The following is a 12967-nucleotide window of genomic DNA, read 5'->3' on the forward strand; positions in this document are numbered from 1 at the left end:
CCCACCCCGCCCCCACCCCGCCCCACGCCACCCCGCCCCACACACCCCGCCGGGCCGGGACAATCCGCCCATTCCGGCGGAGGGCTGACGGCATGCCGGGCAGGTGGGGGTATCAACGCCGCCGGAATACCCCCACCCGCCCGACATGAAGTCGATCAACCCAGCCACGCCCCGCCGGCCCACCCGCCCGCCCCGGGGGCCGTCGGTCACCCCGGCCCCGCCCCGGCCCCGCGCCGCGCCCACGCCGAACCCGTCCCACGCCACCGCGCCGGGCCGGGCCGGACAAACCACCCAATCGGGGGGTCGCGTGATGGGATGTCGGGCAGGTGGGGTGTCCCGGCGCGTTGATGCCGCCATGTCGCCGACATGAAGTCGATCACCAGGCCAACCAGCCGCGCAGGCGCAGCCGGCGCCGAGGCGGCCGGGCAGACCGCGCAGCGCCTGTCGTGCCGCGTCGGCCCGGCCAGGCGCTACCCTGACACCATGCAGGGCGTCGTCTCCCCCACCATGACCGGCGGGGCCTTCCTGGCCCGTCCGGGCCGCCCCGCTGTCGTCACCGCCACCCTGACCGAGTTGACGGGTCCGACCCGGGGCGTCGTCGAGTTGCCCGTACGCCTGATGTGGAGCGCGGACCGCACCTTCGACCTCGGCGACCCGGACGACCTGCTCTGGATGTACGAGAACGTCCTGCGCGAGACCACCCGCGCGGCCGACCTGCGCCAGCTGGTCAACGGTCACCTGCTGCGCCAGGTCTGGTGCCTGCTCAACCTGCCCCGTGGCGTACGCGAGGCGTGGGAGCGACGCCACCTGGTCCTGCGCCACGAAGGCGGCGGGCCGGCGGTCCGGGCCCTGCCGGCGGCGTGACCGGGGCCGCGCCGCCGGACGACTTCTATCGTGAGGTCGCCCGGGTGGCCCTGTCGGTCGCCGGGCGGCACCGGTTCGTGCTCGGTGGCGGCGTCGCCTGGGCCGCACACGGGTTGTTCTCCCGCCCGACGGAGGACGTGGACCTCTTCGCCGACGTCGAGGGGGCCGCCGCCGCGGCGGCGGCCGGGGTGCGTACGGCGTTGGAGCGCGCCGGGTTCGAGGTGGGCGACGCCGACCCGGACAGCGACCTCGCGGAGTTGTTCGCCGGGTTCGACCGGGACATGAAGGACTTCGTGGTGAGCCGGGGGCCGCGTCGGATCCGGTTGAGTCTGGGTCGACTCGACCGCAACCGCAGCCCGGTGGTGATGGACCTCGGACCGGTGATGGACGTCCGGGACCTGGTCGCCAACAAGACGGCGGCGCTGGTCAACCGGCGGGAGGTCCGGGACTTCATCGACGTGGCGGCGGTGCTCGACCACTATTCGGTCGCGGAGGTGCTCGACCTGGCCCGGCAGCTCGACCCCGCGCTGGAGCCGGAGGACGTGCGGGCCGCCGGCCACTACCTGGACCGCCTGCCGGATCGTCGCTTCGCCCGCTACGGGCTGGACGAGGCGCAGGTCGCCCGGCTGCGGGCCCGACTGGCGGACTGGCCCCGCTGACGCCCGCCGCGCGGGCCCGGTGGCGCGGCGAACCGGCGGCGCGGCGAACCGGGAGCCCAGCGCACCGGCGGCGCGTCGGGCCGCTGTGGCAGGAGTGACGGGGGCTCGTTATGGTGCGCAACGGCGCCCACGAGGCGCGTCCCTTCCCCTGGAAAGGCACCTCATGACCTTCTCCTCCGGCGCTTCGCGCCGCCAGGTGCTGGCCGTCGCGGCGGCCGCCGCGACCGCGCCCCTGATCGCCGCCGCCCCGGCCAGGGCGGCCGGGTCGACGGACCCGAAGCCGTCGAGGGGACCGAAGACCTGGGACCTGACCGTCCTGGGCACCTCGGACACCCACGGAAACGTCTACAACTGGGACTACTACCGGGACGCGGAGTACGACGACAGCAAGCACAACGACGTCGGCGTCGCGAAGCTGGCCACCCTGGTCAACCAGATCCGCGCCGAGCGCACGGGCAGGGCGACCCTGGTCCTCGACGCGGGCGACACGATCCAGGGCACCCCCCTGGCGACGTACTACGCCAAGCAGGAGCCGATCACCACCACCGGTGAGACGCACCCGATGGCGAACGCGATGAACATCCTGAAGTACGACGCGGTGACGCTGGGCAACCACGAGTTCAACTACGGCCTGCCGCTGCTGGCGAAGTGGATCGGCCAGCTCGGCTTCCCGGCGCTCGCCGCGAACGCGGTCAACGAGGCGACGGGCAAGCCGGCGTATCTGCCGTACGTGATCAAGGAGGTCCGGCTCGGCGGGCACGGCGCGCCGAAGCTGAAGGTCGGGATCCTCGGCCTCACCAACCCGGGCGTGGCGATCTGGGACAAGGGCAACGTCGAGGGCAGGCTGGTCTTCGCCGACATGGTGGAGACCGCCGCGAAGTGGGTGCCGGTGATGCGGGCGCGCGGCGCGGACCTCGTCATCGTCTCCGCGCACGGCGGCGACAGCGGCACCTCCAGCTACGGCCCGGAGCTGCCGAACGAGAACCCGTGCACGATGATCGCCGAGCAGGTCCCGGGCATCGACGCGATCCTCTTCGGCCACGCGCACAACGAGGTCGTCGAGAAGTTCGTGACGAACGCGCGCACGGGCGCGCAGGTGCTGCTCTCCGAGCCGTCCAAGTGGGGGCAGCGGCTGACCCGGATGGACTTCACGCTCACCCGCGAGCGGGGCTGCTGGAAGGTCGTGTCGAAGCACGCGACCATGCTGAACACCAACACGGTGGTCGAGGATCCGGCGGTGCTCGCGGCCGTGCGCGGCCAGCACACCAAAACCGTCTCGTACGTCAACACGGTGGTCGCCCGGTCGACGGTGGAGCTGTCGGCCGCCGAGTCGCGGTACAAGGACACCCCGATCCTGGACTTCATCAACCACGTGCAGACCGAGGTGGTCACGGCGGCGCTGGCCGGCACGGAGCACGCGGCCCTGCCGGTGCTGTCGATCGCGGCGCCGTTCAGCCGCACGGCGGTCTTCCCGGCCGGTGACGTGCGCATCCGCGACGTCGCCGGGCTGTACGTCTACGACAACACTTTGGAGGCCGTGGTCCTCACCGGCGCGGAGGTCCGCGCCTACCTGGAGTACTCGGCGAAGTACTTCACGACCCTCGCGGTGGGTGCGCCGGTGGACCCGGCGACGATCAGCGACCCGGCCGTGCCGGACTACAACTACGACGTCTTCTCCGGCCTCGACTACGACATCGACGTCAGCCGGCCGGTCGGCCAGCGGATCACCCGCCTGGTCCTGCCCGGCACCGGCGCCCCGGTCGCCGACGACGCCCGGTTCGTGGTCGCGGTGAACAACTACCGGCGCAGCGGCGGCGGCAACTTCCCGGGCATCGTGAAGCCGCAGGTCTACAACGCGCAGCAGGAGATCCGGCAGTTGCTCATCGACTGGGCGCAGGAGCGGGGCACCATCGACCCGGCCGACTTCTTCGTGCCGAACTGGCGGCTGGTGCGGGCGGGCGTTCCGGTGGAGTTCCCGAACGCCTGAGCCCGGCCCGGGTCGGGGGCCCCGTCCTGAGGGGACGGGGCCGCCCGCTCAGCCGCCGGGGCCGAGGCGCAGGACCCACTGGTCGGCGTTGGTCGCCGGGTCGGGCCGGTCCCGGCGGGGGTCGGTCTCGGTCGCCGCGGTGCGCTCCTCGGGGCGTACCGCGGGCGGCAGCTCGCCGAAGCGGACGTGCCGCAGGAACGCCAACTCCTCGTCGGTGAACGGGGGTTCGGACTCGCTCATGGCTCGGCCCTCCTCCGACCCAGGATGCCTCATCGCGGCCCCACCCGGCGAGCCTGCGGGAGCCGGTCCAGCAACGCCAGCGCCGCCCGCACCGGGGCGCGGGTCAGCGTCTCGTCGAAGCTCGCCCGGCCCAGGCAGAACCGGACGAACATCCGCCACCCGGCGGGGGTGGCCAGCAGGGCGTGGAAGACGTCCGGCCGACGGGAGAACACCTCCAGCAGCCGGTGCCCGGCGCGCATCGACGGCGTCAGGTCCCGGTCCACGGCCCGCTGGTAGCCGTCCAGGTCGCCGTCGACGACGGCGGCCCCGGCGAGCGCGCCGGAGCGCAGCGCGTAGCTGATGCCCTCCCGGCTCCACGGCTCCAGCAGGCCGGCCGCGTCGCCGGCCACCAGCACCCGGCCGTGGCGCAGCGGCGAGTCGTCGGCCCGGCACCGGGTCAGGTGCCCGGAGTCGTGCTGCGGGTGCACCCCGGACAGGCCGAGGCGGTCGACGAAGTCGCGCAGGTAGGCCCGGGTCCGCTCCCCCGCGCCCCGGGCGGCGATGACCCCGACGGTCAACGTGTCGCCCTTGGGGAACACCCACGCGTAGGAGCCGGGGATCGCCCCCCAGTCCAGCAGCAGCCGGCCGCGCCAGCGACGCCGTTCCGGCTCGGGCACCGGCAGTTCCAGTTCGAGGCCGAGGTCGACCTGCCGGTACCGCACGCCGACGTGCCGGGCGGTCACCCCGGAGGAGCCGTCGGCGCCGATCACCGTGCGGGCGTGCACGACGTCGCCGTCGGCGAGCCGCAGGCGTACCCCGTCGGGGTCCTGCTCCACGGCGCGGACCGCGACCCGCTCGCGCAGCTGCGCCCCGGCGGAGACGGCGGCGGCCCGCAGCCGGTCGTCGAACTCGTCGCGGCGCACCATCGCGATCAGCGGCCCGGCGGCGTGCCGGCGGGTGAACTCGCGCCGCCCGTCGCGGGTGAACGTCACCCGGTCCACCCGGTCATGCGCGGGCACGTCGATCCGGCCGGCGACGGCCGCGAGGGAGGTGCCGATCAGCCCGCCGCCGCAGGTCTTGTACCGAGGGTGCGCGGCGCGCTCGACGACCAGGGTGCGCAGCCCGGCGGTGGCCGCGACGTGAGCGGCGGAGAGCCCGGCGGGGCCGCCGCCGACGACGACCAGGTCCCAGTTGATCACCGTTGCAGCCTAGGGCACGGTCGGGCGGAAGGCCGGGTGGCGCATCCGGTACGCCGCGCGCCGAATCCGGTGTGCGGGCGGGCATCAACGGCGGGCCGGCGGGTAACCGCGCAGCGCAGCCCCGCCCGCCGCGCGGGCGGTGACCGAGGAGGAAGCCATGCAGCAGGTGCGTCTGTCGGACGTCGAGGAACGGGTGTACGAGGCGGTGGCGGCGCTGGAGATCCGCGGGCAGGTGCCCTACCCGGACCTGATCGCGCAGGAGTCCGGGCTGACCGAGGAGGAGGTGCACGCTCCCCTGCGGCTGCTGACGGAGAAGAACCTGCTGCACCGGGAGGACTCCCCGATGGCCGGGCTGGACTTCGGCCCGCGCTGGTGCGCCCGTCAGATGGCGTGAGCCCGCCGGGTGGCCGGGCCGACGAGCGACGTCGGTGGCAGGCGCTGGGGGTCGGCCTGGTCGCCGCCTTCATGACACTGCTCGACGTGAGCATCGTCAACGTGGCGGTCCCGTCGATCGACCGGGCGCTCGGCGCGACGCCGAGCGACCTGCAGTGGGTGCTGTCCGGCTACGCCCTCACGTTCGGGCTGGTGCTGGTGCCGGCCGGGCGGTTCGGCGACGCCCGGGGCCGACGCACCGCGTTCGTCGTCGGGATCGCCCTGTTCACGCTGACCAGCGCCCTGGCCGGGCTGGCCCAGTCCCCCGGCTGGCTGGTCGCCGCCCGGCTGCTGCAGGGGGTGGCCGCCGGGATCGTCAACCCGCAGGTCACCGGCCTGATCCAGCAGCTGTTCCGGGGCCCCGAGCGCGGCCGGCCGTTCGGGCTGCTCGGCGCGACCATCGGCATCTCCACCGCGATCGGACCGCTGCTCGGTGGGCTGCTGATCCAGGCCGGCGGCGAGCAGGACGGCTGGCGGTGGGTCTTCTTCGTCAACGTACCGGTGGGGATCGTCGCGATCGTGCTCGGCTGGCGGCTGCTGCCGGCGCAGCCGGCGGGGGCCGCCCAGGGGCGGCGACTCGACCCGGTCGGGGTGCTGTTGCTCGGCGTCGGTGTCGTGCTCGTGCTGCTGCCGCTGGTGCAGCGCGAGCAGTGGCACAGCCCGTGGAAGTGGCTCCTGGTCCCCGCCGGGCTCGCGGTGCTGGCCGCCTTCGGGCTCTGGGAACGCCGGTACGCCCGACGCGGCGCTCCGCTGTTCGACCTGCGGCTGTTCGGCTTCCGCTCGTACGCCCTGGGCTCGCTGATCGCGCTGCTCTACTTCGGCGGGTTCACCGCGATCTTCTTCGTGCTCACGCTCTACCTGCAGAACGGCCTCGGCTACCGCCCCCTCGTCGCGGGCCTGGCGATCACGCCGTTCGCTCTCGGCTCGGCCGCCGCGTCGGCCCTCGGCGGTCGGATCGTCAACCGGTACGGCCGCCCGCTCGTCGCCACCGGCCTGCTGGTCGTGCTGCTCGGCCTGGGCGCGGTGGTGTTCGTGCTGCGCGGTGACCCGCGCGGGTCGGTGCCGCTGCTGATGGCCGTGCCGCTGCTGGTCGCGGGGCTGGGCAGCGGCCTGGTCATCACGCCCAACCAGACCCTCACCCTGGCCCAGGTGCCGGTGCCGCAGGCGGGCAGCGCCGCCGGCATGCTCCAGACGGGCCAGCGGATCGGCTCGGCGGCCGGCATCGCCGCCGTCGGCTCGGTGCTGTTCTCGGCGCTGGCCGGCAGCGGCGGGGACTGGTCGCCGGCGGTGCGGCACGCGCTGCTGCTGGCCATGGGCATCATCTCGCTCGGCCTGTTCGCCGCCCTGTTCGACCGCTGGCACGCCCGGGGCGAGGGCGGGCGCACGGGGTGACGGCAGCGGCGGTGCCCGCCCGGGATCTCCCGGACGGGCACCGCCGTCCTCACTGCTCGGGCACTGCCCGGCTCAGCGTGGGTCAGCGCGTCGACCCGCCGAAGCGTGCCCGGCGACGCCAGGCCAGGCCGGCGAGCATCAGCACCACACCGACCCCGACGAGGCCGCCGCCGACCGCGAGCGGGGTGCCCAGGTTGTCACCCGTCACGGGCAGCTTTCCGCCGTGCGGCGGCCAGGGCTTGTGCGTCGGGTGGTACGTCGGCGACGGCGACGGCTGGGGCCGCGCAAGCACGGTCAGCGTGGCGCTCGCCGTCCGGCCCGTGGTCTGGCCGACCGCGGTGAACAGGTACTGCCCGGGCGTGTCCGGCGTGTAGGTGGTGGTGAAGTTCCCCGCCCCGTCGGTCACGACCGTGAAGTGGGTCGGTGCCGCCGCCCGGTAGGCCACCGGCGCCATCGCGACGGTGCTGCCGTCGCTGCGACGCACCGTGGACTGGCCGGGCAGGCCGGCGGCCAGCGGCGTGATCGTGACGGTGATGTCGACGACCTCGTTCGGCCCGAACCCGAAACCGCTGAGGGTGACCGTGTCGCCGACGTAGACCGTCGACGGGTTCACCGTCAGCACCGGGGGCTGCGGCGGATACGGTGTCGGCTGTGGTGAGCCGGTCGGCGACGGTGTCGGCTGCGGCTGCGCCGCCCCCGCCGCGGTCGGCGCGGCCACGACGGCAAGGCCGATCGTGAGCGCCATGATGATGCGGGATAGCCGCATGATGGGTTCCCTCCTACTAATCGCAGTGTGGTGCGGGATCTATGTGGGTGGTCCATGGGGTGGCGGTCGGGGTGAGCCAGAGGTCGGCGTCGCCGGTGGCGCTGCCGGTCCTGCCGGTCAGCACGTCGACCTCGAGGGTCCGGGTGGCGCCGGGGCGCACCTCGACGTTGGCGACGACGACCTGCCGGCGGCGCTCGGTGCCGCTGCCGACGGGCACTTCCGTGCCGTCGAGCCGGGTGCGCAGCACCGCGCCGCCGGCCGGGCTGTGGACGGAGACCAGGGTGCGGGCGGTGTACGGGTCGCCGGCGAGGCCGAGGCCGAGCACGGACGTCGACAGCCCGCGCTTCGGCGCGGTCGAGTGCAGCGTGAATCGCAGCCGCAGTTCGCGGCGGCCGTCGGGGCGGCACCCCCCGACGGTCAGCGTCGCGGCCGGGCGCAGGTAGTAGCCGAGCTTCGCGCCGCTGCCGTCGTTGAGGAAGACGCCGACGGTGGGCACGTCCTCCTTCTCCGGCAGCGAGCCGGCGAGCCGGTTGCCCTCGATGACCCGCTGTTCCTCGGGGTGGGCGCTCCAGAACAGCACGCGCCGTTCGGTGATGGCCCGGTCCAGCACGGACAGGTACGACCGGGGGTCCACCTCGCGGGTGAAGAAGGTGTCGAAGGCGGCCGTCGCCGAGGCGGCGAAGAACTCGTCCTGCTCCACCGCGTCCATCCGTTGGTAGGCGTCGGAGAGCAGCGTCCGCACCGCCTTGTCGCCGACCAGGGTGGTGTGGCCCGGCACCGGGACGGGGCCGGTGACCTTGAGCAGGTAGGACAGCACCACCGGGTCGACCGCGAGGACGCCGTCGACGGTGTCGCCGGTGCGTTCGCGGTACATCTGGCGGAACAGGGCGGCGGCGGTCGGGAAGTGCGGGGTCAGGTTGACGTCCGCCGGGTACATGCCCGGCAGGTCGGTGTAGAGGTTGCGGATCTCCGGCTTCAGCTTCAGGGGCGGGTCGAACAGGCCCAGCTGGGCGCTGGTGCCCTGGGTGCCCATCCGGAGCTGGCCGTCCTTGGCCTCGATCACGGCGTACGCGCCGAACATCCCGCCGGTGGCGCGCAGCTCCGCCGGGTTCTGGGACACCATCAGGTAGCTGCGGGGGCCGGCCGCGCCGAGCAGGGGCGGCAGCAGCCGGGCGGCGCCGTCGGCCGCCCGGGTGAGGGTGGCCAACTGGTCGAGCTGTTTACGCAGCTCGGCCACGGCGTCGCGCACCGGCGCGACCAGGGCGTCGGTGGGTACGGCGGCGAGGCGGGCGTGGGTGCGCTGGACCACCTGGTCGGTGGCGGTGAGTTCCGCCGCGACCGCCTTGAGCCGGGGCACGTCCAGCCGCCCCTTGCCGGGCAGCAGGGTCGACAGGTCGGTGCGCAGCAGGGTGGGGAAGGCCTCCCGGGCGAGGTCGTCGATGGCCACCGCGATCTGACGCACCGCCGTCAGGTCGTCCCCGGCGAACGGGGTGTGCTGCCCCGCCCGCCAGCCCAGGTCGTCGGTGGCGTCACGCGCCGCGCCGGCCTGCACCTGCAGGGCCGACAGGGTGCGTTGGGCCCGCTCGGTGTCGGCGCCCACCACCTCGGAGCTGAGCTGCTGGGCCAGGGCGGCGGCGTTGAGCAGGTGGGTGCGGGCCTGCCAGCCCCGGAAGCCCACCCAGCCGGCGCTCAGCAGCGCCAGCGAACCGACGACCAGGCCGGCGAGCAGGGCACGACGGGCGCGGGCCCTGGCTCGCCGCCGGGACCGTCGCCCTCGGCGGCGAGGCTGCTCGGTTTCACTCAACGCCCACTCCACTCAGAAAACGGACAGAAATGACGATTCATCATTTTCTAGCACGCGCTTCGCCCACTTCGCGCCGTTATGGTGGATTTAGGCCGGGGGTTCCGGCCGGCGCGTCCGCGCGGCGGCCCCGCGGCTGCGCCGCGCGTCGACCGCGTCGTGGAGCAGCCGCTCGACGGCGTCCACCCCGCCGTGCAGCGACATGTCCCGCAGGTACGCCTCCCGGCCGCGGCGGCCCATCTCCAGCCGGGCCGCCGACGGGATGGTGGCGGCCAGCCAGAAGCGGTCGGCCAGCGTGGCCCAGTCCTCCGGCGGGCAGGACAGCCCGGCCCGGGCGCGCTCCACGATCTCGACAGTGTCGCCGCCCGCCGACGCCACCACCGGCGCCGCGCAGCCGAACGCGGCCTGCAGCTTGCCGGGAATCGTCCCGCGCAGCTCCGGCAGGTCGCGCAGCATCACCAGCTGGTAGTCGGCGGCGGCGTACAGGTCGGCCATCTCCAGCGGCGAGCGCCGCGCGACGAACCGGACGTTGTCGGTGCCCAGCTCCGCCGCGAGCCGGCGGACCCGCTCCTCGCCCGGGCCCGAGCCGACCAGGACCAGGTCCATCGTGCCGCGCAGCGGCGCGGCGGCGCGCACGGCCGTCTCCAGCCCGTGCCGGGCGCCGATGGTGCCGGCGTGCATCACCACGCAACGCCCGTCGCCCCGGACGAGGCGGCGGGCCTCCCGGGTCGGCTCGGCCGGATGGAACAGCCGCTCGTCGGTCCAGTTGAGCACCAGCCGCACCCGCCCCGGATCGGCGCCGCCGGCGACCACCAGGTCGCGCATGCCGGGCGCGGCGACCGCGACCAGGTCCGCCGAGCGGTAGAGCCACCGGGTGGCGGCGGCCACCCGGGCGGCCCACGGCGTCGGCGTCGCGCCCTGTGCCTCCAACTCCGGGTGTACGTCCTGCACGTGCAGCACCGTCGGCACCGTGCCCAGCAGCCGCAGCAGGCCGGCCGCCGCGAAGGTCGCGGCGGGGAGCTGGTGGACGTAGAGCACGTCGACGCCGGCCAGGTGACCCCGCCCGATCGTGCCGGCGCTCGCGGCGAAGGAGAGCCATCCCGCCACGCGGGCACGCACGGAGGCGTCCCCGGCCGACCAGCGCGGCACCCGCCGCACCGTGAGCCGCTCGCTGCGGGTCTCGTACCGCCACCGCTGCCGCCAGCCCGGATAGACCTGACCGCCGGGATAGTCCGGGAAGCCGGTCAGCACGCGGACCTCGTGGCCGCGCGCGGCCAACTGCTCGGCCAGGCTGCCGGGGACGAACGCCGGCTCCGGCGGAAAGTGGTAGGACAGGATGCCGATCCTCACCGGGTCCTCCCGGCCCGACGATGACCCACCGGCGCGGCGTGGACACGGAAAGTGCCGGCGGGCGCATACGATTCCACGGGTCCCACCGCGACCAGAACGCCGGGAGAACCACCGATGGCCGACCGCATCCTGTTCGTCTGCCACGCCAACCTGTGCCGCTCGCCCATGGCCGAATACCTGGCCGGGCAGTTCATGGCGAAGCTGCCGGTCGAGGTGGCCAGCGCCGGCACCGACGCCGTGGACGGGCGGCCCATGCACCCGTACGCGGCCGAGGTGGCCGCCGAGACGGGGCGTGACCCGGCCGAGTTCCGCAGTCGGGCGCTGACCACCGCCCACCTGTCCGACGCCGCGCTGGTGCTGACCTCCACCCGACGCCAACGCTCGGCCTGCGTCTCCCTGCTCCCCGCCGCCCTGCACCGCACCTTCACCCTGCGCCAGTTCGGCCGGCTCGCCGGGGCAGCCGGGACGCCGGACGGCGCGGACGGCGGTGCGCTGCGGGCGGCGGTGCGGGCCGCGGCCCTGGCCCGGGGGCTGCTGCAACCGGCGGCCCCGGCCGAGGACGACCTGCTCGACCCGATCGGCGGCAGGCCAGCCGACTTCCGGCGCTGCGCGCAGGAGATCGAGCGATCGCTGGCACCGGTTGCGGCACTCATCGAGGCAGCCGGGTGAGTTCCTGCGTCGGGTCGGGGATCGTCTGCTCGGGGCCGGGGAACCCGCCGCCGCGGGCGGCCGGCGCGGTGTCCATGTGGCTCGGCGGGACGGCGGCCGGCCCGGCCGGCACCTCCACCCGGTAGTTCTCGTACTGGTAGGTCTCGGCGCGGCCGAGCTTGGCCATGTTCAGCACGCAGCCCAGCAGCCGCACGGAGACCGCCTGGAGCGCCTGCGCGGCGGCGCCGACCTGACCACGGTCGGTGCGGCCGTAACGGCTGACCATCAGGGCCCCGTCGGCCTGGACGGCGACGACCACGCCGTCGGTGACGGTACGCAGCGGAGCGGTGTCGATGACCACGATGTCCGCCGACTCCCGCAGCACCAGCAGCAGGTCCGCCATCGCCTTGGAGCCGAGCAGCTCGCTGGGGTTGGGCGGCACCGAGCCGGCGGGCAGCACGAGCAGGGACTTGTCGCCCCACCGCTGCACCACGTCGCCCACGTTGACGTCGCCGAGCAGGACGTCGGTCAGCCCGACGCCGGCCTCCATGCCCAGGTACTCGGCCACCTTCGGCCGGCGCAGGTCCGCGTCGACCAGGGCGACCCGCCAGCCGGCCTCGGCGAGGGCGATGGCGAGGTTGCAGGAGAGGGTGGTCTTCCCCTCCCCCTGCAACGCGCTGGTCACCGCGATCACCCGGGCGGGCTCGTGCACGTCGACGAAGCGCAGGTTCGTGCGCAGCTTGCGTACCGCCTCGGCCCGGGGGGTGGTGGCCGCGTCCCCGACGATCAGCGGGGCGGTGCGGGCGGCGGCGTCGAACGGGATCTCACCGAGCAGCGGGCTGCCGGTAGCTCGCTGGAGGGTGACCGAGTCCCGCAGCCGGGTGTCCAACCGGGTCCGCAACAGGGCCAGGCCGATGCCGGCGAGCAGGCCGCCGAGCGCGCCGAGGGCCAGGTTGCGAGCCGGGTTGGGCGACACCGGGCTGGAGCCGACCCGGGGGCCGCTGATCACCTCGACCTTGACCGGCGGGGTCCGCCCCTCACCGGCGGACTCCACCTCCTTGACCAGCTCGATGAACTGGGCGGTGATCGCCTCCGTCAGCCGCAGCGCGCGGGTGGCGTCGGTGTCGGTGACGGTGCCACGCAGCAGGACGGTGTCGGGGATGGCAGCGGCGCTGACCCGCGCCTGCACTTCCTCGGCGGTCAGCCCGAGCGCGGTCTTGCCCACGACCTTCTGCGCCAGCCGGTCGCTCTGCAGCAGGTCGGCGTACGACTTGACGCGCTGCTGCATGAAGACGTTGCCCTGGTAGGCGTCGGTGACGCCCTGGTTGGGGGTGGTGACGAAGAAGCTCACCGAGGCCGCGTAGCGGGGCGGGGTCCGGACCGTGACCAGCGCGGCCACCGCGAGGCCCACCATGACGGAGAGCAGGACCACCCACCAGCTGCGCCGGACGGTCCGGAGGAAATCACGAACGTCCATCAGCCGCGAAGCCCCCGTCCGGTCCGTGCGGTCGACATGTCAAGCACCAAAGCTCCCTCAGCAATCACGGGGCGATCCTGTTGCAGTCGGTCGACCCCACCAGCGCATCCGGTCGAACCGACTGTAGAGGATCCAAACTCCCAAAGACGGTAATAAGGATGAAATCGGCACTC

At 74.2% G+C, this 12967-nt stretch carries 12 protein-coding genes; 6 read left to right on the forward strand and 6 right to left on the reverse strand.

The genetic code is table 11. The features are described from left to right. Window positions 1-483: 483 nt before the first annotated feature. The 3 genes from GA0070558_RS15630 to GA0070558_RS15640 all read left to right on the forward strand — a co-directional run bounded on the left by GA0070558_RS15630 (window position 484) and on the right by GA0070558_RS15640 (window position 3510). Window positions 484-864, forward strand: coding sequence for a hypothetical protein (locus tag GA0070558_RS15630; RefSeq protein ID WP_091280745.1), 381 nt, complete (start codon window positions 484-486; stop codon window positions 862-864). After that, a complete protein-coding gene (locus tag GA0070558_RS15635; protein WP_256091964.1) occupies window positions 861-1523 on the forward strand; it encodes a nucleotidyl transferase AbiEii/AbiGii toxin family protein in 663 nt (220 codons plus the stop codon). The genes GA0070558_RS15630 and GA0070558_RS15635 overlap by 4 nt, the downstream gene beginning before the upstream one ends. 163 nt (window positions 1524-1686) lie before the next feature. Further along, a complete protein-coding gene (locus GA0070558_RS15640; RefSeq protein ID WP_043968959.1) occupies window positions 1687-3510 on the forward strand; it encodes a bifunctional metallophosphatase/5'-nucleotidase in 1824 nt (607 codons plus the stop codon). A gap of 48 nt (window positions 3511-3558) precedes the next feature. Here the strand turns inward: GA0070558_RS15640 and GA0070558_RS15645 are convergent, their stop codons facing one another. Together GA0070558_RS15645 and GA0070558_RS15650 are read right to left on the reverse strand one after the other, a co-directional pair. After that, entirely contained in the window at window positions 3559-3750 is a 192-nt protein-coding gene (locus tag GA0070558_RS15645) for a hypothetical protein (protein WP_043968958.1), read from the reverse strand. A gap of 29 nt (window positions 3751-3779) precedes the next feature. Continuing rightward, window positions 3780-4928 (reverse strand): geranylgeranyl reductase family protein, encoded by a 1149-nt coding sequence (locus GA0070558_RS15650; RefSeq protein ID WP_091280406.1) that lies wholly within the window; start codon window positions 4926-4928, stop codon window positions 3780-3782. A 157-nt stretch (window positions 4929-5085) separates the two neighbouring features. On the opposite strand from GA0070558_RS15650, the gene GA0070558_RS15655 reads away from it, so the two are divergent. Then, window positions 5086-5322 carry a hypothetical protein gene (locus GA0070558_RS15655; protein WP_043969592.1) on the forward strand — a complete coding sequence of 79 codons (237 nt, stop codon included), beginning with the start codon at window positions 5086-5088 and terminating at the stop codon, window positions 5320-5322. Continuing rightward, on the forward strand, window positions 5298-6752 hold the full coding sequence (locus tag GA0070558_RS15660) for an MFS transporter (protein ID WP_077940147.1): 1455 nt from the start codon (window positions 5298-5300) through the stop codon (window positions 6750-6752). The genes GA0070558_RS15655 and GA0070558_RS15660 overlap by 25 nt, the downstream gene beginning before the upstream one ends. A gap of 82 nt (window positions 6753-6834) precedes the next feature. On the opposite strand, the gene GA0070558_RS15665 is transcribed toward GA0070558_RS15660, so the two are convergent. The 3 genes from GA0070558_RS15665 to GA0070558_RS15675 all read right to left on the reverse strand — a co-directional run bounded on the left by GA0070558_RS15665 (window position 6835) and on the right by GA0070558_RS15675 (window position 10669). Continuing rightward, window positions 6835-7518 (reverse strand): hypothetical protein, encoded by a 684-nt coding sequence (locus tag GA0070558_RS15665; protein WP_077940142.1) that lies wholly within the window; start codon window positions 7516-7518, stop codon window positions 6835-6837. 16 nt (window positions 7519-7534) lie between these two features. Beyond that, window positions 7535-9322 (reverse strand): DUF4012 domain-containing protein, encoded by a 1788-nt coding sequence (locus tag GA0070558_RS15670; RefSeq protein ID WP_091280753.1) that lies wholly within the window; start codon window positions 9320-9322, stop codon window positions 7535-7537. An 87-nt stretch (window positions 9323-9409) separates the two neighbouring features. After that, entirely contained in the window at window positions 9410-10669 is a 1260-nt protein-coding gene (locus GA0070558_RS15675; protein ID WP_091280410.1) for a glycosyltransferase family 4 protein, read from the reverse strand. A gap of 114 nt (window positions 10670-10783) precedes the next feature. Here GA0070558_RS15675 and GA0070558_RS15680 point away from each other — a divergent pair, with 114 nt between their 5' ends. Continuing rightward, window positions 10784-11338 carry an arsenate reductase/protein-tyrosine-phosphatase family protein gene (locus GA0070558_RS15680; RefSeq protein ID WP_091280414.1) on the forward strand — a complete coding sequence of 185 codons (555 nt, stop codon included), beginning with the start codon at window positions 10784-10786 and terminating at the stop codon, window positions 11336-11338. On the opposite strand, the gene GA0070558_RS15685 is transcribed toward GA0070558_RS15680, so the two are convergent. Further along, window positions 11319-12794, reverse strand: coding sequence for a tyrosine-protein kinase domain-containing protein (locus GA0070558_RS15685; RefSeq protein WP_091280418.1), 1476 nt, complete (start codon window positions 12792-12794; stop codon window positions 11319-11321). The genes GA0070558_RS15680 and GA0070558_RS15685 overlap by 20 nt on opposite strands. Window positions 12795-12967: the final 173 nt, after the last annotated feature.

It is taken from the genome of Micromonospora haikouensis (assembly GCF_900091595.1).
Classification (GTDB): Bacteria; Actinomycetota; Actinomycetes; order Mycobacteriales; family Micromonosporaceae; genus Micromonospora; species Micromonospora haikouensis.

Excerpts from the sequence above, each read along its gene's own strand:
- GA0070558_RS15630 (WP_091280745.1), top strand. The coding sequence starts at position 484 with ATGCAGGGCGTCGTCTCCCCCACCATGACCGGCGGGGCCTTCCTGGCC.
- GA0070558_RS15640 (WP_043968959.1), top strand. The coding sequence starts at position 1,687 with ATGACCTTCTCCTCCGGCGCTTCGCGCCGCCAGGTGCTGGCCGTCGCG.
- GA0070558_RS15645 (WP_043968958.1), bottom strand. The coding sequence starts at position 3,750 with ATGAGCGAGTCCGAACCCCCGTTCACCGACGAGGAGTTGGCGTTCCTG.
- GA0070558_RS15655 (WP_043969592.1), top strand. The coding sequence starts at position 5,086 with ATGCAGCAGGTGCGTCTGTCGGACGTCGAGGAACGGGTGTACGAGGCG.
- GA0070558_RS15665 (WP_077940142.1), bottom strand. The coding sequence starts at position 7,518 with ATGCGGCTATCCCGCATCATCATGGCGCTCACGATCGGCCTTGCCGTC.
- GA0070558_RS15680 (WP_091280414.1), top strand. The coding sequence starts at position 10,784 with ATGGCCGACCGCATCCTGTTCGTCTGCCACGCCAACCTGTGCCGCTCG.
- GA0070558_RS15685 (WP_091280418.1), bottom strand. The coding sequence starts at position 12,794 with ATGGACGTTCGTGATTTCCTCCGGACCGTCCGGCGCAGCTGGTGGGTG.